General features: G+C 74.7%; 13 protein-coding genes. 11 read left to right on the top strand and 2 right to left on the bottom strand.

What is annotated here, in order from left to right:
- Positions 1-24 precede the first annotated feature (24 nt).
- The gene (locus ACI79C_RS10950; RefSeq protein ID WP_456945680.1) at positions 25-2,058 is read right to left on the bottom strand and encodes an alpha-1,4-glucan--maltose-1-phosphate maltosyltransferase; all 2,034 of its coding nucleotides are present in this window, start codon (positions 2,056-2,058) and stop codon (positions 25-27) included.
- 144 nt (positions 2,059-2,202) lie between these two features.
- On the opposite strand from ACI79C_RS10950, the gene glgP reads away from it, so the two are divergent.
- Both glgP and ACI79C_RS10960 read left to right on the top strand, forming a co-directional pair.
- Positions 2,203-4,752: an alpha-glucan family phosphorylase gene (gene glgP / locus ACI79C_RS10955; RefSeq protein WP_456945681.1), complete on the top strand. Its 2,550-nt coding sequence runs from the start codon at positions 2,203-2,205 to the stop codon at positions 4,750-4,752.
- Between the two features lie 143 nt (positions 4,753-4,895).
- A complete protein-coding gene (locus ACI79C_RS10960) occupies positions 4,896-5,906 on the top strand; it encodes an FHA domain-containing protein (RefSeq protein ID WP_456945682.1) in 1,011 nt (336 codons plus the stop codon).
- Between the two features lie 213 nt (positions 5,907-6,119).
- Here the strand turns inward: ACI79C_RS10960 and glgX are convergent, their stop codons facing one another.
- A complete protein-coding gene (glgX, locus tag ACI79C_RS10965; RefSeq protein WP_456945683.1) occupies positions 6,120-8,270 on the bottom strand; it encodes a glycogen debranching protein GlgX in 2,151 nt (716 codons plus the stop codon).
- A gap of 74 nt (positions 8,271-8,344) precedes the next feature.
- On the opposite strand from glgX, the gene ACI79C_RS10970 reads away from it, so the two are divergent.
- From ACI79C_RS10970 to ACI79C_RS11010, 9 genes are all read left to right on the top strand, one after another.
- Positions 8,345-9,139 carry an ABC transporter ATP-binding protein gene (locus ACI79C_RS10970; protein WP_456945684.1) on the top strand — a complete coding sequence of 265 codons (795 nt, stop codon included), beginning with the start codon at positions 8,345-8,347 and terminating at the stop codon, positions 9,137-9,139.
- A complete protein-coding gene (locus ACI79C_RS10975; protein WP_456945685.1) occupies positions 9,139-10,869 on the top strand; it encodes a hypothetical protein in 1,731 nt (576 codons plus the stop codon). Before ACI79C_RS10970 ends, ACI79C_RS10975 begins: the two co-directional genes overlap by 1 nt.
- Positions 10,870-10,968: 99 nt before the next feature.
- Positions 10,969-12,510 (top strand): NAD(P)/FAD-dependent oxidoreductase, encoded by a 1,542-nt coding sequence (locus ACI79C_RS10980; RefSeq protein WP_456945686.1) that lies wholly within the window; start codon positions 10,969-10,971, stop codon positions 12,508-12,510.
- Between the two features lie 127 nt (positions 12,511-12,637).
- On the top strand, positions 12,638-14,152 hold the full coding sequence (locus ACI79C_RS10985) for a glycosyltransferase family 39 protein (RefSeq protein ID WP_456945687.1): 1,515 nt from the start codon (positions 12,638-12,640) through the stop codon (positions 14,150-14,152).
- An 81-nt stretch (positions 14,153-14,233) separates the two neighbouring features.
- Positions 14,234-15,019, top strand: a complete 786-nt coding sequence (locus ACI79C_RS10990) for an enoyl-CoA hydratase/isomerase family protein (RefSeq protein WP_456945688.1) — start codon at positions 14,234-14,236, stop codon at positions 15,017-15,019.
- Positions 15,020-15,159: 140 nt separating this feature from the next.
- Positions 15,160-16,323, top strand: coding sequence for an extracellular solute-binding protein (locus ACI79C_RS10995; protein WP_456945689.1), 1,164 nt, complete (start codon positions 15,160-15,162; stop codon positions 16,321-16,323).
- Between the two features lie 65 nt (positions 16,324-16,388).
- Positions 16,389-17,255 carry an ABC transporter permease gene (locus ACI79C_RS11000; RefSeq protein ID WP_456945690.1) on the top strand — a complete coding sequence of 289 codons (867 nt, stop codon included), beginning with the start codon at positions 16,389-16,391 and terminating at the stop codon, positions 17,253-17,255.
- Positions 17,252-18,139, top strand: coding sequence for an ABC transporter permease subunit (locus ACI79C_RS11005; RefSeq protein WP_456945691.1), 888 nt, complete (start codon positions 17,252-17,254; stop codon positions 18,137-18,139). The genes ACI79C_RS11000 and ACI79C_RS11005 overlap by 4 nt, the downstream gene beginning before the upstream one ends.
- Positions 18,136-19,245 carry an ABC transporter ATP-binding protein gene (locus ACI79C_RS11010; RefSeq protein WP_456945692.1) on the top strand — a complete coding sequence of 370 codons (1,110 nt, stop codon included), beginning with the start codon at positions 18,136-18,138 and terminating at the stop codon, positions 19,243-19,245. The genes ACI79C_RS11005 and ACI79C_RS11010 overlap by 4 nt, the downstream gene beginning before the upstream one ends.
- Positions 19,246-19,347: the final 102 nt, after the last annotated feature.

Below are 19,347 nucleotides of genomic sequence, written 5' to 3' on the forward strand. Positions count from 1 at the left end.
CTCGTGCAGTGTGCGGGTGGGGGGTCACGCCACCGGCGGCGGGACCTGCACCGGCCGGTGGTGGGTGATCGAGAAGACGTGCGCCGGCTCTCGGTGCGGGTCGAGCTCGACGTAGTTGAACTGGCCCCAGTCGTACGTGGCGCCGGTGAGCTCGTCGGTGACGGTGAAGCGCTCGTGCCAGTCGAGGCCGAGCACCGGCAGGTCGAGGGCCGTCGTCCCGATCTGGGTGTTGTGGCTGTCGAGCGCCACGACCACCAGCACCGCGTCCTGCGAGCCGGGGTCGGTCTTCGAGAAGCAGATCAGGTTCGGGTTGTCCACGGCGTGGAACCGCAGCGTACGCAGCTGCTGCAGGGCCGGGTGGGCGCGGCGGACCTCGTTGAGCCGCCGCAGGTAGGGCGCGAGGCTGTGCCCGGCCGCCTCGGCCCCGGCGTAGTCCCGCGGCCGGAGCCGGTACTTCTCGCTGTCGAGGTACTCCTCGCTGCCCGGCCGGACGGCGACGTGCTCGAACAGCTCGTACCCGGAGTAGACCCCCCAGGTCGGGCTCATCATCGCGGCCAGGACGGCGCGGATCTTGAACATCGGCGGGCCGCCGTACTGCAGCGACGCGTGCAGGATGTCCGGGGTGTTCACGAAGAAGTTCGGCCGCATGTAGTGGGAGTTGGTGGCCAGCTCGCGGCCGTAGTCCTCCAGCTCCCCGCGCGCGGTGCGCCAGGTGAAGTACGTGTAGGACTGGGTGAACCCCAGCCGGGCGAGCTGGTGCATCATCGCCGGCCGGGTGAACGCCTCGGCCAGGAAGAGGACGTCGGGGTCGGTGCGCTTGACCTCCCAGATCAGCCAGTGCCAGAAGTTCAGTGGCTTGGTGTGCGGGTTGTCGACGCGGAAGATCCGCACGCCGGCGTCCATCCACACCCGCACGACCCGCAGCACCTCGGCGTAGATGCCCTCGGGGTCGTTGTCGAAGTTGATCGGGTAGATGTCCTGGTACTTCTTCGGCGGGTTCTCGGCGTAGGCGATCGTGCCGTCGGGCTTGGTGGTGAACCACTCGGGGTGGCTGGCCACCCACGGGTGGTCCGGCGCCGCCTGCAGGGCCAGGTCGAGGGCCACCTCCATGCCCAGCTCGCCGGTCCGCCGCACGAAGTCCCGGAAGTCCTCCATCGTGCCGAGCTCCGGGTGGACGGCGTCGTGACCGCCCTCGGCGCTGCCGATGGCCCACGGTGAGCCGACGTCGTCCGGGCCCACCTCGTTGGGGTTGCCGCCCGGGAACAGCGGCGTGTTCGGGCCCTTGCGGTTGACCGTGCCGATCGGGTGGATCGGCGGGAGGTAGACGACGTCGAAGCCCATCCCGGCGATCGCCGGCAGCCGGTCGGCGGAGGTCGCGAAGGTGCCGTGGGTCGGCCTGTCCCCGACCACGGGGCCGGTGGACCGCGGGAAGAACTCGTACCAGGAGCCGAACAGCGCCCGCTGCCGGTCGACCCACACCTCGTAGCGGGGCCCCTGGGTGACCAGCTCCCGGACGGGGTGCTCGTACAGGTACTCCTGCAGCCCCTCGGCCAGCGCGGGCGCCACGCGGGCGGGCACGTCGAGGGAGGTGTCGCGCAGCGCGGCGGCCGCGTCGGTCAGCCGCTGCTTCCACTCCCCGTCGGCCGCGGCGGTCACCCGGTCGAGCAGCCGGGCGCCCTCCTCCAGGTCGTTGGCGAGCTCGTCGGCGCCCTGACCGGCGGCGATCTTCACCTCGACCGCGTGGTGCCAGGTCGCCAGCGGGTCGCTCCAGGCCTCCACCCGGAAGCTCCAGGGCCCCTCCCGGTCGGGGACGACGGTGGTGATCCAGCGGTCGGGTTCCGGGCCGAAGTGGACCATGCGCCGCAGCGGCTGCTCCTCGCCGTCCGCGCCGGGCGGGGTCCACACGACGTTCGCCGCGACGGCGTCGTGGCCCTCGCGGAACACGGTGGCGGTGATCGGCAGGTGCTCACCGACCACGGCGCGGGCCGAGAACGACCCGCAGGACACGACGGGGGCGACATCGGTGATGCCGAGACGGAGGTCAGCGCGGCCAGTCATCCCGGCCACGCTATCGAGGTCCCGGCCCGCGGGCACATCGGCGGTGGAGCCCTCCTCCGGGGCGGGTGTGCGGCGTGTGACGCGGGCCGGGGCACACCTCTCGGCACCCCGCCGGCGTGGGGGGGGCCTGGTTAGTCTCGGGCGGTGCGCGCTCTCCGTCGGTTCACCGTCCGGGCCTCGCTCCCCGAGGAGCTGATGCCGCTCTCCCAGCTGGTGATGAACCTCCGCTGGTCCTGGCACCCGGAGACCCGGGACCTGTTCGAGGCGCTGGACCCGCAGCTGTGGCTGCGCTGCAACGGCGACCCGGTGAAGGTCCTTGGCGAGGTCTCCGCCGAGCGGCTGGCCACCCTCGCCCGGGACCGCCGGTTCCTGCGCCGGCTGCAGGACGTCGTCGACGACCTGCAGGACTACCTGTCCGGCCCGCACTGGTACCAGTCGCTGGGCGCGGACGCCCCGGCCTCCGTCGCCTACTTCTCCGCCGAGTTCGGCATCACCGAGGTGCTGCCGCAGTACTCCGGCGGCCTGGGCATCCTGGCCGGGGACCACCTCAAGGCCGCCTCCGACCTCGGCGTCCCGCTGATCGGGGTGGGCCTGCTCTACCGGGCCGGCTACTTCGAGCAGGGCCTCTCGCCCGACGGCTGGCAGCTGGAGCACTACCCGTCGCTGGACCCGCACGGCCTGCCGGTCAAGCTGCTGCGCCAGCCCGACGGGTCGGCGGTGGTCATCACCGTCCCGCTGCCCGAGGGGCGCACGCTGCACGCCCACGTCTGGCGCGCCCAGGTCGGCCGCGTGTCGCTGCTGCTGCTCGACAGCGACATCGAGGAGAACACGCCGTCGGAGCGGCTGGTCACCGACCGGCTCTACGGCGGCGACGAGGACCACCGGCTGCGCCAGGAGATGCTGCTGGGCATCGGCGGGGTGCGGGCGCTGCGGGCCTACTGCCAGCTCACCGGCACCCCGGCGCCGGAGGTGTTCCACGCCAACGAGGGCCACGCCGGGTTCCAGGGCGTCGAGCGGATCCGCGAGCTCACCGAGTCCCACGGGCTGTCGTTCCCCGAGGCGTTGCAGGCGGTGCGCGCCGGCACGGTGTTCACCACGCACACCCCCGTGCCGGCCGGCATCGACCGCTTCCCGCGGGCGCTGATCGAGCGCTACTTCGCGGGCTTCGGCGTCCCCCTGGACCAGCTGATCCCGCTGGGCGCCGAGGAGGACCCGAGCAAGTTCAACATGGCGCACATGGGCCTGCGCCTGGGCCAGCGGGCCAACGGCGTCAGCCGGCTGCACGGGCACGTCAGCCGCTCGATGTTCCGGGGCCTGTGGTCGGGCTTCGACGAGGGCGACGTGCCGATCACCTCGATCACCAACGGCGTGCACGCCCCGACCTGGACGGCGCGCGAGCTGGTCGAGCTCGGCACGCAGACGACCGGCCAGGGCGACCCGGTCGAGGTCGAGGGCGAGGTGCACTTCGACGGCGTCGACCGCATCCCGTCCGGGGAGCTGTGGAGCACCCGGCGGCTGCTGCGGGGCCGGCTGGTCGACGAGGTGCGCCGCAGGCTGCGGGCGACCGCGCTGGCCCGGGGGGCCGCCGAGTCGGAGGTGGGCTGGACCGACAGCGCCTTCGACCCCGACGTCCTCACCATCGGCTTCGCGCGCCGGGTGCCCTCCTACAAGCGGCTGACCCTCATGCTGCGCGACCCCCAGCGGCTCAAGGCCCTGCTGCTCGACGACCAGCGGCCGATCCAGCTGGTGATCGCCGGCAAGAGCCACCCGGCCGACGACGGCGGCAAGCAGCTGATCCAGCAGATGGTGAAGTTCGCCGACGACCCGGAGATCCGGCACCGCATCGCGTTCCTCCCCGGCTACGACATCGGCATGGCCCGCTACCTCTACTGGGGCTGCGACGTCTGGCTGAACAACCCGCTGCGGCCCCTCGAGGCCTGCGGCACGTCCGGGATGAAGGCCGCGCTCAACGGCGGGCTGAACCTCTCCATCCGAGACGGCTGGTGGGACGAGTGGTTCGACGGCCAGAACGGCTGGGCCATCCCCACCGCCGACGGCGTCGCCGACCCCGACCGGCGGGACGAGATCGAGGCCCGGGCCATCTACGAGCTGCTCGGCAACCAGGTGCTGCCCCGCTTCTACGAGACCGACCGCGACGGCGTCCCCACCCGCTGGGTGGAGATGGTGCGGCACACGCTGCGCGAGACCGGACCCAAGGTGCTGGCCACCCGCATGGTGCGCGACTACGTGCAGCAGCTGTACGTGCCCGCGGCCGGCTCCGCCCGCGTGATGGCCGAGGGCGGCTACGGCGCGGCCCGCACCGAGGCGAGCTGGCGGGCGCAGGTGTCGGAGAACTGGGGCACCGTCCGGGTCGCCCACGTCGAGGCCACCGGCGCCGGGGACACCCCCGAGATCGGGTCGACGCTGGCGCTGCGGGCGGAGGTGGAGCTGCCCGGCCTCACCCCCTCGGACGTGGAGGTGCAGGCGGCCTACGGCCGGGTCGACGACGCCGACGGGCTGCACGAGGTCACCACGCTGCCGATGCGGCACGAGCACACCGACGGCTCCCGTCACTGGTTCACCGCCACGCTCCCGCTCGAGCGCCCCGGGGCATTCGGCTACACGGTGCGGGTCCTCCCGCACTCCGCGCACATGGCCGACCCGGCCGAGCTGGGACTGGTCACGACCGCCTGAGGAGGACCCCCGCAGGGCCGCCCCGAGGCGACTCGAGGCACATCCGCCACGCGGGTCGCACGGGTACCGGGAGCGTCGCGACGATCCGGCGTGGCGGCGTTCCCGGTCCGCCCGCGCGTGCCTGAGGTCATTAGGCTTGCGCCATGCCCGACCGCTGTGAAGTACTGCCCGGAGACTCCGTCGTCGCTCGACGGGGAGGCGGTCTGCTCTGGGTCGACGCGCCGGGGGCGCCCGCTCTCGTGGCCGCGCTCCACGCCTGCCTGGGGGTCTCCGGCCCCGGCGCCGAGCGCGTGCTGGGCGCCGTGGCCGGCCAGGTCGCCGCGCTCGGTGGCGGCTCGTCCTCCTTCGCCCTGGTCCTGGTCGACACCGCCGGCGGCACCGGCACCGGCGTGGCGCTGTGGTCCGGCAAGGGCCAGCCCGCGGTCGACGGCGTCCCGGTGTCGGGCTCGTCGGTCGACGGCTGCACCCTCGCCAGCGGCTTCCACCTGGGCCAGACGCTCTACGTCGGCCCCGGCCAGCCGGTCCCGTCGATGCCCCCGGGTGTGGCCTACGACCTGGTGGAGGGGACCGTCCCCGGCTCCGGCGCGATGCTGCAGCTGGCCGCGGTCGCCCACCCGTCGACGGCCGCCGTCCCGCAGTCGAGCCCCTCGCCGTTCTCCGCCGGCACCGACGCCGGCTTCGGCAGCGCCGGGGCGTCCACCGGCTCCTCCGGCTCCCCCGGCTCCTCCGGGTTCGGCGCCACCGCGGCCCCGTCCCGGCAGGACGACGAGGGCGGCGAGGCGACCGCCTTCTGGAAGCCCGAGCCGGCCGCGGCCCCGATCCTCCGGTTCGACGACGGCCTGGTCGTGACCGTCGACGAGGACCTCGTCCTCGGCCGCCGTCCCGACAACCACGAGCTGGTCACCGGCGGGTCGGCCCGGCCGGTGCCGATCGCCGACACCCAGAACGTGCTGTCCTCGGCGCACGCCGCCATCCAGCGCGACGGCCGCGAGGTGTCGCTGGTCGACCTCGGCTCGCTCAACGGCACGCACGTGGCCGGCCCCGAGGCGACCGAGTGGACCCAGCTCGAGCCCGGCGTCGCGCACCCGCTCTCCGACGGCGACCGCCTGCTGCTGGGCTGGACGGTCATCACCTTCGAGCAGCAGCCCGACTGAGTCACTGCGGTCCTCCGGACCGCACCCGCCACTCGCAGGCTCGCGGCGGGACCCTGCAGGAGGCCGGCCACGAGAGCCCCGGATCCCTCGCGGACCCGGGGCTCTCGGCGTCCGGACCGTCCGCGCTCGTGCGGTCCTCTCCCCGCTCCTGCGCCCGTGCACCACCGCGGGAGCGAGCGGGAGACCGCAACGGTGGCGCGGCGTCGGGCGGGCTCAGGGCCGGCGCAGCACCCGCAGCAGCCACACGGTGCGCGGCGGCATCTCCAGCGGCCCGGGAGCGACCACGGCCGGGCGCGGCGGCGCTCCGGTGGCGTACTCCGTCGAGACGACGAACTCGTAGCCGTCGGCCCACGGCGGGCCCGGCAGGTGCACGGTCACCGGAGCCGGGCCGGCGTGCAGCTGCACCAGGTAGGAGTCGTCCTGCACCGGGCGGCCGCGCTGGTCCCGGTGCCGGATCCCGCGGCCGTCGAGGTACATCCCGATCGTCTGCAGCCCGACGTCGAACCAGTCCGCGGTGCTCAGCTGGTGCCCGGCGGGGTGGAACCACGCCAGGTCGCGGGTGCCGCCGGTGCCCGGGATCTCGTGACCCTCGAAGAACGCCTCCTGCCGCAGGACGGGGGAGGACCGCCGCAGGGCCACCAGCCGGGAGACGAACGCGAACAGGTCCTCGTCGAGGGACTTCCAGTCGATCCAGGAGATCTCGTTGTCCTGGCAGTAGGCGTTGTTGTTGCCGTGCTGGGTCCGGCCGAGCTCGTCGCCGGCGGTGAGCATCGGCACCCCGGTCGACAGCAGCAGCGTGGCCAGGTGGTTGCGCACCTGCCGGGCCCTCAGCGCAGTGACCTCCGGGTCGTCGGTGGGGCCCTCCACACCGCAGTTCCAGTTGCGGTTGTGGCTCTCGCCGTCCCGGTTGTCCTCGCCGTTGGCCTCGTTGCGCTTGCGCTGGTAGGTGACCAGGTCGGCGAGGGTGAACCCGTCGTGGGCGGTGACGAAGTTGATGCTGGCGAACGGCCGCCGCCCGTCGGAGCGGTACAGGTCCGAGGAGCCGGTGAGCCGGTAGGCGAGGTCGCGGACCCCCACGTGCGCCCCGGACCACACGTCCCGGACGGTGTCGCGGTACTTGCCGTTCCACTCGGTCCACAGCGGCGGGAAGTTCCCGACCTGGTAGCCGCCCTCGCCGACGTCCCACGGCTCGGCGATGAGCTTCACCTGGCTGACCACCGGGTCCTGGTGGACGACGTCGAAGAAGGCCGAGAGCCGGTCGACGTCGTGCATCGAGCGGGCCAGCGCGGCGGCGAGGTCGAACCGGAAGCCGTCGACGTGCATCTCGGTGACCCAGTAGCGCAGCGAGTCCATGAGCAGCGCCAGCACCGGGGGACGGCGGACGTCGAGGGTGTTCCCGCAGCCGGTGTAGTCGGTGTAGCGGGACGGGTCGCCCCCGTCGAGCCGGTAGTAGCCGCCGTTGTCGATGCCCTTGAACGACAGGGTCGGCCCGGTGTGGTCGCCCTCGGCGGTGTGGTTGTAGACGACGTCGAGGATGACCTCGATGCCGGCGGCGTGCAGCGTCTTCACCATCGCCTTGAACTCGGTCACCTGCTGCCCGGCGGTGCCCGAGGAGCTGTAGGCCGCGTGCGGGGCGAAGTACCCGAGGGTGTTGTAGCCCCAGTAGTTGGTGAGGCCGCGGCGCAGCAGGTGCGGCTCGCTGACGAAGTGGTGCACCGGCAGCAGCTCGATCGCGGTCACGCCCAGCGCCTGCAGGTGGGCCACGAACGCCGGGTGCGCCAGGCCCGCGTAGGTGCCGCGCAGCGCGGGCGGGACGTCCGGCCAGTTCATGGTCGCGCCCTTGACGTGCACCTCGTAGATCACGGTGTCCGCCCACGGCGTGCCCGGCCGCCGGTCCCCGTCCCACGGGAACGGGTCGTGCACCACCACGCCGCGCGGCACGTACGGCGCGGAGTCGTGCAGGTCGGGCGGGCCGTCGCCGCGCCGGCCCTCGCCGGGGCCGTCCGCGAAGCCGAACAGCGCCGGGTCGAGGCGGAGCTCGCCGTCGACGGCCCGGGCGTAGGGGTCCAGCAGCAGCTTGGCCGGGTTGTACCGCAGTCCCGAGCCGGGGTCGTAGCCGCCGTGCACCCGGTAGCCGTAGCGCTGGCCCGGCCCGATGCCGGGCAGCCGGCCGTGCCACACCTGGTGGGTGGTCTCCCGCAGCCGGTGCCGGTGCTCGGTGCCGTCGGTGTCGAACAGGCACAGGTCCACCGCCTGCGCGCCGCCCGACCACAGGGCGAAGTTCGTGCCGGTCCCGTCCCAGGAGGCCCCCAGGGGGCTGGGGGAGCCGGGCCAGACCTCGACGGCGTCCGGGCTGCTGCGCACGGGTCGATCCTGACAGGACCCGCGCCGGTCGGGTGGCACGTCGGTCAGGCCGGGCGGGTTGGTTGGATGGAGGGGTGTCGAGGGAGCCGGTCGTCGAGATGCACGGTGTGGACGTCGTCCGGGGGCAGGCGCACCTGCTCCGGGGGATCGACTGGGCGGTGCACGAGGACCAGCGCTGGGTGGTGCTCGGGCCCAACGGCGCGGGCAAGACGACGCTGCTGCAGCTGGCCGCCGCCCACATGCACCCCACCCGCGGCACCGTCACGCTGCTGGGGGAGACCCTCGGCGCGGTCGACGTCTTCGAGCTGCGGCCGCGGATCGGGCTGACCAGCGCCGCGCTGGCCCAGCGCATCGAGCCCTCGGAGCGCACCGGCGACGTGGTCCTCTCGGCCGGGTACGCGGTCGTCGGCCGGTGGCGCGAGCGCTACGACGTCCACGACCTCACCCGCGCGGCCATGCTCATGCAGCAGTGGGGGGTCTCGCCGATGGCCCACCGGCCGTTCGGCACGTTGAGCGAGGGCGAGCGCAAGCGGGTGCAGATCGCCCGCGCGCTGATGCCCGACCCCGAGCTGTTGCTGCTCGACGAGCCCGGCGCCGGGCTGGACCTCGGCGGCCGCGAGGACCTCGTCAGCCGGCTGTCGGACCTGGCGCGCTACCTGTACGCCCCGGCGCAGGTGCTGGTCACCCACCACGTCGAGGAGATCCCACCGGGCTACACCCACGCGCTGCTGCTGCGCGCCGGCCAGGTGGTGGCCGCCGGGCCGGTGGAGCAGGTGCTCATCCAGGAGGCGCTGTCGGAGACCTTCGGGCTGGCGCTGCAGGTCCAGCGGGCCGACGGACGCTGGACCGCCCGCCGCGCCGCCGCCTGATGACCGGCCCCCTCCTGGCCCCCCTCGCAGGCTCGGGGAGGCCCTGGAGGGGGCCGGGGACGGTCCGGACGGCGCTGCTCGCGGCGCTCCTGGTCGCGGGCCTGGCGGTGCAGCTGGCGTCGCTGGTGGCCTTCCCGACCGTCCTGAGCCAGGACGGCCCGGCGCACGTCGCCGGAGCCTGGGCGCTGGTCCACCGGGGGGACGACGGGAGCGTCGGGGAGGTGCTCCGGGAGCAGTACCGGGTCGACCTGTCCCCGGTGCCCAACATGCTCACCACCCTGCTGCTGACCGGCTTGCTGCAGGTCGTCGGGCCGGACGCCGCCGAGCGGCTGCTGGTGGCCGGGATCGTCGTCGGCCTGGTCGTGGCGCTGGCGTACGCCGCCCGGGGGGTGTCCCGGCGGGCCGGCTGGCTCGGCGCGGCGGGGCTGCTGTACGGGAGCAGCCACCTGCTCGCCTACGGCTTCTACAACTTCGCGCTCGGCGTCATCGGGTCCCTGCTCGTCCTGGGCGTCGCCCTCCGCCGCCGGTCGGGGTGGTCCCCGCGCGGGGTCCTCGTGCTCGCCGTCGTGTCCCTGCTGACCTGGACGGCGCACCTGCTGCCGTGGGTGGTCGGCACCGGCGGGGTCCTGCTGCTCGCGCTGACCCGCGCCGCGGCGGACGCGCGGGGTGGGACGGCGGTCCTCCCCGCCGTCCGGCGGCACGTCCTCCCTCCCGTGCTCGCCGTGGCACCGGGCGTGTCGCTCACCGCCGCCTACCTGGCCACGGGCGACGGGCCGCCGGCGACGCCGGAGGGGGAGCCCTCGCTGGAGCGGGTCGGGGCGCTGCTGCGCGGTGAGCGCCCCTTCCTGACCGGCTGGGGGGTCGACGGCGTCCCGGACCTGGGCCGCACCGCGGCGCTGGTCGGGACCGCGGCGCTGGTGGCGCTCGCGCTGCTCGCCCTGCGCCGCGCGGACCCCGACGGGCACGGGTCCCGGGCCGACCGGGGAGCCCTGGGTGTGCTGGTGGCGGGCGCGCTGCTCGCGGTCTGCTTGACGCCCGAGCGCCTGGGGCCCGACTTCGGGTTCCTGGTGGGCCGGCTGGCCTGGTTCCCGCCGCTGCTCCTGGCGCTGTGGGCGGCGACCCGGCCGCCGGGGCGGGTGCTCGCCGCCGTCCTCGCCGCCGTCCTCGTGGTGTCCGCGTCGGCCGGCGCCCTGGCGCGGTGGCCGGCGCAGGCCGCGGCGGCCGCCGAGGTCGACGAGTTCCTGTCGGTGGCCGGCGCCATCGCGCCCGGGTCGACCCTGGTCGTGCTGCAGTACAGCCGCTCGGTGGTCGCACCCGAGCCTGGCACCCCCGATCCACTGCGCCACGAGTCCAGCCGGCTGGCCGTGCGCAGCGGAGCCGTGGACCTGGGCCACTACGAGGCCGTCGAGGCGTACTTCCAGGTGGAGTTCCCGGAGCAGGGCTCCCTGCGCGGCCGGCTGGACCCCGAGCTGGGCGGCCTGGAGCGCATCCCGCCGGCCGTCGACCTCCCCGCGGTCCGGGGTGACCTCGACTACGTCGTCGTCCTGGGACTGGACCGGGCGGCGCCGGAGGTCCGAGGATCGGAGCGGACCCGGGCCGTCCTCGCCGAGCTCGCCGCCCACTACCGACCCGTCGCGACCTCCGTCCCGACCGGGTCGGTGACGGTGTGGCGGGCCGACGGGGGTGCGGCGGGCGACGGGCGCTCGTCGGGTGCGGAGGGCAACGGCTGAGCTGGTTTCCCTCCGCATCGGTCCGGGGTAGGGCGGTGCGGTCGCTGCCAGGAGAGCTGGCGGCGGAGCCCTGCGGGGCAGGGACGAGGCGGAGGACGCGTGCGCGGACCACAGGCGGGAACCGGACCACACACCGTCGTCGTCGGAGCGGGGCCGGCCGGCCTCACCGCCGCCCACGAGCTCACCAGCCGCGGCCTGCCGGTGACCGTGCTCGAGGCGGACACCGTCGTGGGGGGCATCAGCCGCACCGTGGAGCGGGACGGCTGGCGCTTCGACATCGGCGGCCACCGCTTCTTCACGAAGGTGCCGGCCGTCGAGCGGTGGTGGCACGAGATGCTCGAGGACGACGAGTTCCTCTCCCGGCCCCGGCTGTCGCGCATCCACTACGCCGGCCGGCTGTTCGACTACCCGCTGCGGCCGCTCAACGCCCTGCGCGGCCTCGGCCCGGTGGAGGCCGTCCGCTGCCTGGCGTCCTACGTGGCCGCGCGGCTGCGGCCCCCGCGGGACCAGAGCCACTTCGAGGGCTGGGTGACCGCGCGCTTCGGGCGGCGGCTGTACGGCATCTTCTTCAAGACCTACACCGAGAAGGTGTGGGGCATCCCGGCCACCGAGATCCAGGCGGACTGGGCCGCGCAGCGGATCAAGGACCTCGACCTGTGGCGGGCGGTGGTGCACGCGCTGCGCCCCCACTCGGGGCCGCAGATCACCACGCTCATCGACCGCTTCCAGTACCCGCGGACCGGCCCGGGGCTGATGTGGGAGCGGACGCTGGAGAAGGTGCAGGAGGCCGGGGGCCTGGTGCACTTCGGCGCCCGCTGCACCACCGTGCACCGCGACGAGACCGGCGCGGTGGCGGTCACGACCCGCTCGGACGGGCCCGGCCCGCACCCCGCCGAGGCCGACCGGCGCATCCCGGCCGACCACGTGATCTCCTCCATGCCGCTGCCTGAGCTGGTCCTCGCGATGGACCCGCCGGCGCCGCCGCACGTCAGGGAGGCCGCCGAGGGGCTGTCCCACCGGGACTTCCTCACCGTCGCCCTGGTCGTGCCCCAGGAGGCCGGCTTCCCCGACAACTGGATCTACATCCACTCGCCCGAGGTCCGGGTCGGCCGGATCCAGAACTTCGGCAGCTGGTCCCCGTTCCTCGTCAAGGACGGGCGGACCTGCCTGGGGCTGGAGTACTTCGTCGACGAGGGCGACGACCTCTGGGAGAGCGACGACGACTCGCTGGTCGAGCTGGCGACCCGTGAGCTGGTCGCGCTCGGCCTGGTGGACGGCGACCGGGTGGAGCGCGGCTTCGTCGTGCGGATGCCCAAGGCCTACCCCGTCTACGACGCGGGCTACGACGAGCGGGTCGACGTCATCCGCGCCTGGCTGGCGGAGGCGGTGCCCAACGTCCACCCGGTCGGCCGCAACGGCATGCACAAGTACAACAACCAGGACCACTCGATGGTGACGGCGATGCTCACCGTCGAGAACATCACCGACGGGACCGCGCACGACGTGTGGGCGGTCAACGTCGAGGAGGACTACCACGAGGGTGGCGCGGCGTCGGAGTCGTCCGCCGGCGAGCGGAGCGTGCGGGCAGGGACCGGCCGGGAGGCCCCGGTCCTGCCCCGCCGCCGCCCGCGTGCCGCCTAGCCCGGGGGCCGCAGGGCCGTCGGCCGCCGCGCCGGAGGCCGGGGCGCGCGACCGGCACGAGCCGCGGCCGGGGGCGCGGCCGCGGCCGGCCGCGGGGCCCCGGCCGGGGGAGCGGTCGCGCACGCCGGTGCTCCCGGCGTTGCTGGCCGTCCTCGTGGGGGCCGCCGTCGCGGCCGGTGTCGTGGCGCGGTTCGTCGCCCCGCCGGACCTGTGGCTGGACGAGGCGCAGAGCGTCGCGATCGCGCGCCTGCCGCTGCCGGAGCTGTTCGCCGCGCTGCGCGTGGACGGCGCGCCCCCGCTGTACTACCTGCTGCTGCACGGCTGGATCGGGCTCTTCGGCCAGGGCGCGGCCGCGGTCCGGGGCCTCTCGGCGCTCATCAGCGTGCTCACCCTGCTGGTGGCCTGCTCCGTGGCGCGGCGGATGGCCGGCCGCCGCGTGGCCGTCGCGCTGGTCGTCCTGCTGGCCACCTCGCCGTTCGTCATCCGGTACGCGACGGAGACCCGGATGTACGCGCTGCTGGTGCTCCTGGCGGTGCTGGGCGGCCTCGCGGTGCACACCGTCGTCCGCCGCCCGGGTCCCTGGCCGGTGCTCGCTCTGGGCGCGGTGACCGGCGCCCTGCTGCTCACCCACGTCTGGGCCTTCCACCTGGTCGCCGTGACCGGGCTGCTCGCCCTCGCCGGGCTGCGCGCGCGACGGCGCACCGTGCTCCGGGTGCTGGCGGGCCTCGCCGTGGGCGGCCTGCTGTACCTCCCGTGGCTGCCCTCGCTGCTGTTCCAGATGGCCCACACCGGCACGCCGTGGGCCCAGCCGCCGGGCCTGGCCGCCCTGCCGATCGCGCTGGAGGCCTGGCGCGGCGGCTTCGCGGTCCCCGCCCACGTCCTCGGGACGGCGCTGGTGCTGCTGGTCGCGCTCGGGGCCCTCGCCGTCCGGACGGCGCGCAGCCCCGGGGACGCCACGGTGCTGCTGTCGCTGCGCCTGCAGCCGGCACGCGCCGCCCTGCTGGCCCTCTCGATCGGCACCCTCGTCCTCGCCGGGCTGGTCAGCTGGGTCTCCAGCACCGCGGTGCACGGCCGGTACACCAGCGTGGCCGTCGTTCCCTTCCTGGCGCTGGCGGCACTCGGCCTGGTCGCCCTGCCCACCGTCCGCGCCCGGCTGGTCGGGCTCGCCCTGGTGGCCGCCCTCGGCCTGGGCACGGCGCTGCCGCAGCTCACCGACCCCCGGACGCAGGCCGGGCAGGTGGCCCGCGCCCTGGCCGACGCCCGGCCCGGGGACGTGGTCGTCTTCTGCCCGGACCAGCTCGGCCCGTCGGTCGACCGGCTCCTGCCGCCGGAACGCGGGCTGGACCTGGTCGTCTACCCGGACCTGGCCCCGGCCGACCGGGTCGACTGGACCGACTACGTCGACCGGGTCACCGGGACCCCGTCGGCGACCGTCGCCGCGGACGTCCTCGACCGCGCCGGCGGAGCATCGATCTGGGTGGTGACCGGCCGCGGCTTCTCCGTGCCCTCCCCCGAGCGGTGCGGGGACCTGGTCGACGCGCTGGCCGCTGTCCGGGGGGAGCCGGAGGTGCTCGTGCGGCCCAACGGGTCGGTCCCGGAGAACATGCGCCTGCAGCACCTGCCGGCCGCGCGCGGCGGCTGACGGCGGGGTGGGCGGGCGGCGGGTCCCCGCCCATGGCTAGGGTGCGGCGACGACGTCGTCCCAGCTCGGTGGAGGGCCGCCATGGCAGCGCCGGAGTTCGTGACCCTGCAGGTGGCCGACGGGGTGGGGACCATCCGCCTCGACCGGCCGAAGATGAACGCGATCGACGAGCAGCTGCACATGGAGGTGCGCGCCGCGGCCCTGGAGGCAGGGCAGCGCGAGGACGTCCGCGCGGTGGTCCTCTACGGCGGGGAGCGGGTCTTCGCCGCCGGGGCCGACATCAAGGCGATGTCGCAGCTGGACGGCGCCGGCATGGTCGCCTGGGGCCGGGAGCTCACCCACTCCTTCACCGCGGTGCAGCACATCCCGAAGCCGGTCATCGCCGCCATCACCGGCTACGCCCTCGGCGGCGGGTACGAGCTGGCGCTGTGCGCGGACTTCCGGGTGATGGGCGCCGCTGCCAAGGTCGGCCAGCCCGAGATCCTGCTGGGCGTCATCCCCGGCGCGGGTGGGACGCAGCGGCTGGCCCGCCTGGTCGGGCCGGCCAAGGCCAAGGACCTGGTCTTCACCGGCCGGCACGTCGGCGCGGAGGAGGCCCTGGAGATGGGGCTGGCCGATGCCGTCGTCCCCGACGCCGAGGTCTACGACACGGCGGTCGCGATGGCGCGCAAGTTCGCCGCCGGCCCGCCGCTCGCGCTCGCGGCGGCCAAGCGGGCCATCGAGGAGGGGCTCGACGTGCCGCTGGAGCGGGGGCTCGCGCTGGAGACCGAGCTGTTCGCCGGGCTGTTCGACACCGAGGACCAGAAGTCCGGGATGCGCTCGTTCCTCGAGAACGGGCCGGGCAAGGCCACGTTCAGCGGGCGCTGACCGCACCAGCCGTTCCCGGGGACGTCACCTGCCGTCGGCGTGCGCGACCCGTTCCGGACGCCTCGGTTCTGCGACCATCCCGGCAACCCGCCCGCCGACACCCGACCGGGTGCCGCGGACCCATCCCCTGGAGGAGACACGTGCAGCGCAGGACCCTGAGCAGACGCCCCACCGTGCGGACGGCGGCGGCGCTGGCCACCGCGGCGCTGGCCCTGACCGCCTGCGGCGGCGGGGACGACGGCTCCGGCGGCGGGGGCTCGGGCGGTGAGGCGGCGAGCGCGACCTCGCTGGCCGACTTCGGGGACCTCGACGCCCTGGTGGCGGCCGCGCAGGCCGAGGGGGAGCTCAACGTCATCGCGCTGCCGCCGGACTGGGCCAACTACGGCGAGGTGATCTCCACCTTCGAGGAGGAGTACGGCATCACCGTCAACAGCGCCCTGCCCGACGGCTCGAGCCAGGACGAGCTCAACGCGGTGACCAGCCAGCGCGGGCAGGACCGCGCCCCCGACGTCCTCGACCTGGGGACCACCTTCGCCCGCCAGGCCCAGGCCCAGGACCTGCTCGCGCCCTATAAGGTGCAGACCTGGGACGAGATCCCCGAGGACCAGAAGGACCCCGAGGGCCACTGGTACAACGACTACGGCGGCTACGTCTCCATCGGCTGCAACGCCTCGGTCATCGACCAGTGCCCGGCCACGTTCGCCGAGCTGCTGGACCCGCGGTACGCCGGCCAGGTGGCGCTCAACGGCAACCCGACCCAGGCGGCGGCGGCCTTCGCCGGGGTCTGGGCGGCGTCGCTCGCCAACGGCGGCAGCCTCGACGACATCGGTCCCGGCATCGACTTCTTCCGCCAGGTGAAGGACGTCGGCAACTTCAACCCGGTGGAGATCACCCCGGCGACCATCCTCAGCGGCGAGACGCCCATCTCCATCGACTGGGACTACAACAACGCCGCGCTGACCGACGACCTCGCCGACCAGGGCGCCGAGTGGCAGGTCGCCGTCCCGAGCGACGGGCTCTTCGGTGGCTACTACAGCCAGGCGATCAGCAAGTTCGCGCCGCACCCGGCCGCCGCGCGGCTCTGGCAGGAGTTCCTCTACAGCGACCAGGGGCAGAACCTCTGGCTCAACGGCGGCGCGCGGCCGGTGCGGCTGCCGGCGATGCAGGAGGCGGGCACGGCCGACGCCGACGCGCTGGCGGCCCTGCCGCCGGTCGAGGGCACCGCGGACTTCCCGACCCAGGAGCAGGAGACCGCCGCCCAGCAGGCGGTCGGCCAGCGGTGGAACGCGGAGATCTCCGGCTGAGCACCACGGCGAGCACCCCGGTCCGGGACGGCGACCCCGCGGTCGCCGCCCCGGACCCTGCGCGTGTGCGCGGTCGCGGCCGGGGCCGGCTGCTGACCTGGCTCGGTGCCGTGCCGTTCTTCCTCTACGTCGCGGTCTTCCTCGTGCTGCCGGTCGCGGTCCTGGCGGTCGAGGCGTTCCGGGTGACCGACCCGGTCACCTTCGAGGAGAGCTGGTCGGCGGCCAACCTCGGCACGATCACCGAGGGCGCCTACCGGCGGGCCTACGTCGGCAGCCTGCAGCTGTCGGTGGTCACCGCCGTCCTGGGCGCCGCCCTGGGACTGGCCCTGGCCGTCGCCGTGCTGCGCGCGCGGCGCGGCCGGTTGCTGCGCCGGCTGGTGCTGACCGCGTCGGGCGTGCTGGCCAACTTCGGCGGCATCCCGCTGGCGTTCGCCTTCATCGCCACCATCGGCAACGCCGGCGTGGTCACCGCGTTGCTCACCGACACCCTCGGGTGGTCGGGCTTCTCGCTGTACTCGATGGCCGGCCTCGCGCTGGTGTACCTGTACTTCCTCGTCCCGCTGATGGTCCTCACCATCACGCCGGCGCTGGAGGCGCTGCGCCCGCAGTGGCGCGAGGCGGCGGACAACCTCGGCGCGAGCGGCTGGCAGTACTGGCGGTACGTCGGTGGCCCGGTGCTCGCCCCGCCGGTCATCGGCGCCACCATGTTGCTGTTCGCCTCGGCGTTCGCGGCCTACGCCACCGCCCGGGCGCTGGTGGGCAGCAGCATCCCGCTGGTGACCCTGCAGATCGCCGACGCGCTGTCCAGCGACGTGGTCGTCGGGTCGGAGAACCTCGGCAAGGCCCTGGCCCTGGGCATGGTGGCGCTCATCGGCGTGGTCATGGCCTTCTACGCCTGGGTTCAGCGGCGCACCCAGCGGTGGCTGTCGTGACGACGCTGTCGACCTCGGGGATCGCCGGGGCCGGGAGCGTCGCCCCCGAGACCCCGGTCCGGCCGGGTCGCCGCGGCGCCGGGGCCTGGCGCTGGGCCGTGCTGGCGCTGGCCGGCCTGTACTTCCTCGTGCCGATCGGGGCGTCGGTGTGGTTCACCATCCGGGACCGCGGCACCGGCGGCCTGACCGCCGAGAACTACACGACCATCCCGACCGCGGAGGGGTTCGCCGAGACCTTCGGGCGGTCGCTGACCATCGCCGTCCTCACGGTGCTGCTGTCGCTGCTGCTCATGGTGCCGACCGTCGTCCTGGTCGAGCTGCGCCTGCCGCGGCTGCGGACGACGGTGGAGCTGTTGACCCTGCTGCCGCTGGTGCTGCCGCCGATCGCCCTGGTCGTCGGCGTCCGCAGCGTGCTGGCCTGGGCCCCCGACCACTTCTTCGGCACCCCGCTGGCCGAGGCGTTCTTCGCCCTCCAGCGCCCGGAGCTGCCGTGGATCCTGGTCCTCGTCTACGTCGTCCTGGCGCTGCCGTTCGTCTACCGCGCCCTGGACGCCGGCCTGCGGGGCACCGACCTGCGCACCCTGACCGAGGCCGCGCGCAACCTGGGGGCCTCCTGGCCGCGGGTGCTGGTCTCGGTGGTGCTGCCGCTGTTGCGGACGTCGGTGCTCAACGCGTCGTTCCTGACCCTGGCCCTGGTGCTGGGGGAGTTCACGATCGCCCAGATCCTCGGGTTCCGGACCTTCCCGACCTGGATCCTGGAGATCTCCGGGTCGCGGCCGCAGCTGTCGGTGGCCGTCTCGGTGCTGTCCCTCGTCCTCACCTGGCTGCTGTTGCTGCTGATCTCCGCGCTGGACCGCCGGCGGGCGGGGAAGGAGTCCGCATGACCACCACCCCGCTGCCCGCCGCCCGGGTCGCCGCGGCGCCGGCCGACCTCCGGGAGCGCCCGGGGGTCGCCGTCCGGCTGGCCGGCGTCAGCCGGCGCTACGGCTCCGTGCTGGCCCTCGACGGGCTCGACCTCGACATCGCCGGCGGCGAGCTGCTGGCCCTGCTCGGTCCCTCCGGTTGCGGCAAGACGACGGCGCTGCGGGCCATCGCCGGCTTCGAGCGCCCCGACGCCGGGCGGGTGCTGCTCGACGGGCGGGACGTCACCGACGTGCCGGCCAGCAAGCGGGACATGGGGATGGTGTTCCAGGCCTACAGCCTGTTCCCGAACCTGACCGTCGCCGACAACGTGGCGTTCGGGCTGCGGGTCCGCCGCCAGGGGAAGGCCGAGCAGCGCCGGCGGGCCGCGGAGCTGCTCGAGGTGGTCGGTCTCGCCGACCGCGGCCGCCACTACCCGCACCAGCTCTCCGGCGGCCAGCAGCAGCGCGTCGCCCTCGCCCGCGCGCTCGCCGTCGCCCCCCAGGTGCTGCTCCTCGACGAGCCGCTGTCGGCGCTGGACGCCCAGGTCCGGGTGCAGTTGCGGGAGGAGATCCGCCGGATCCAGCTGGAGCTGGGCATCACCACCGTCTTCGTCACGCACGACCAGGCCGAGGCGCTCTCGGTGGCCGACCGGGTCGGCGTGCTGCGCCAGGGCCGGCTGGAGCAGGTGGCCTCGCCCGACGACCTCTACGAGCGCCCGGCGACGGCGTTCGTCGCGGAGTTCGTCGGCACGATGAACCGGCTGCCCGCCGAGCGGGCCGGCTCCGAGGTGGCGCTGCTCGGCGTCCGCCGCCCCGTCGCCGGGCCGGTGCCGCCGGCCGGTCCGGTGGTCGCCCTCGTGCGGCCCGAGTCGCTCGCGGTCGCGGCCGACCCGGACGGCGCCGGGCGGGTGGTCACGCGCACCTTCTCGGGCGCGGTGACCCGCCTGGCAGTCGCGCTGCCCGGCGACGTCGAGGTGGCCGTGGACGTCGCCAGTGCCGACAGCGCCGCCCTGGTGCCGGGCACCGCGGTGACCGTGACCCCCGCGCAGCGCCCGGTCCTCGTCGCGCCGGCGGAGCCCCGCGCGTAGTCCGCGGCGGGCGTGACCGGGCTCACCCGGACCCGGGCGGGCGGCCCCGTTACTCGGCGGTAACCTCCAGTATCGAGCAGGCGGGCGTCGACCCGCGACACC

This window comes from Geodermatophilus sp. SYSU D00697 (assembly GCF_054050175.1).

What these genes read in the sequence shown, in the direction of transcription:
- ACI79C_RS10950 (WP_456945680.1), bottom strand. Translation starts at nt 2,058, where the DNA reads ATGACTGGCCGCGCTGACCTCCGTCTCGGCATCACCGATGTCGCCCCC.
- ACI79C_RS10960 (WP_456945682.1), top strand. Translation starts at nt 4,896, where the DNA reads ATGCCCGACCGCTGTGAAGTACTGCCCGGAGACTCCGTCGTCGCTCGA.
- ACI79C_RS10975 (WP_456945685.1), top strand. Translation starts at nt 9,139, where the DNA reads ATGACCGGCCCCCTCCTGGCCCCCCTCGCAGGCTCGGGGAGGCCCTGG.
- ACI79C_RS10990 (WP_456945688.1), top strand. Translation starts at nt 14,234, where the DNA reads ATGGCAGCGCCGGAGTTCGTGACCCTGCAGGTGGCCGACGGGGTGGGG.
- ACI79C_RS11010 (WP_456945692.1), top strand. Translation starts at nt 18,136, where the DNA reads ATGACCACCACCCCGCTGCCCGCCGCCCGGGTCGCCGCGGCGCCGGCC.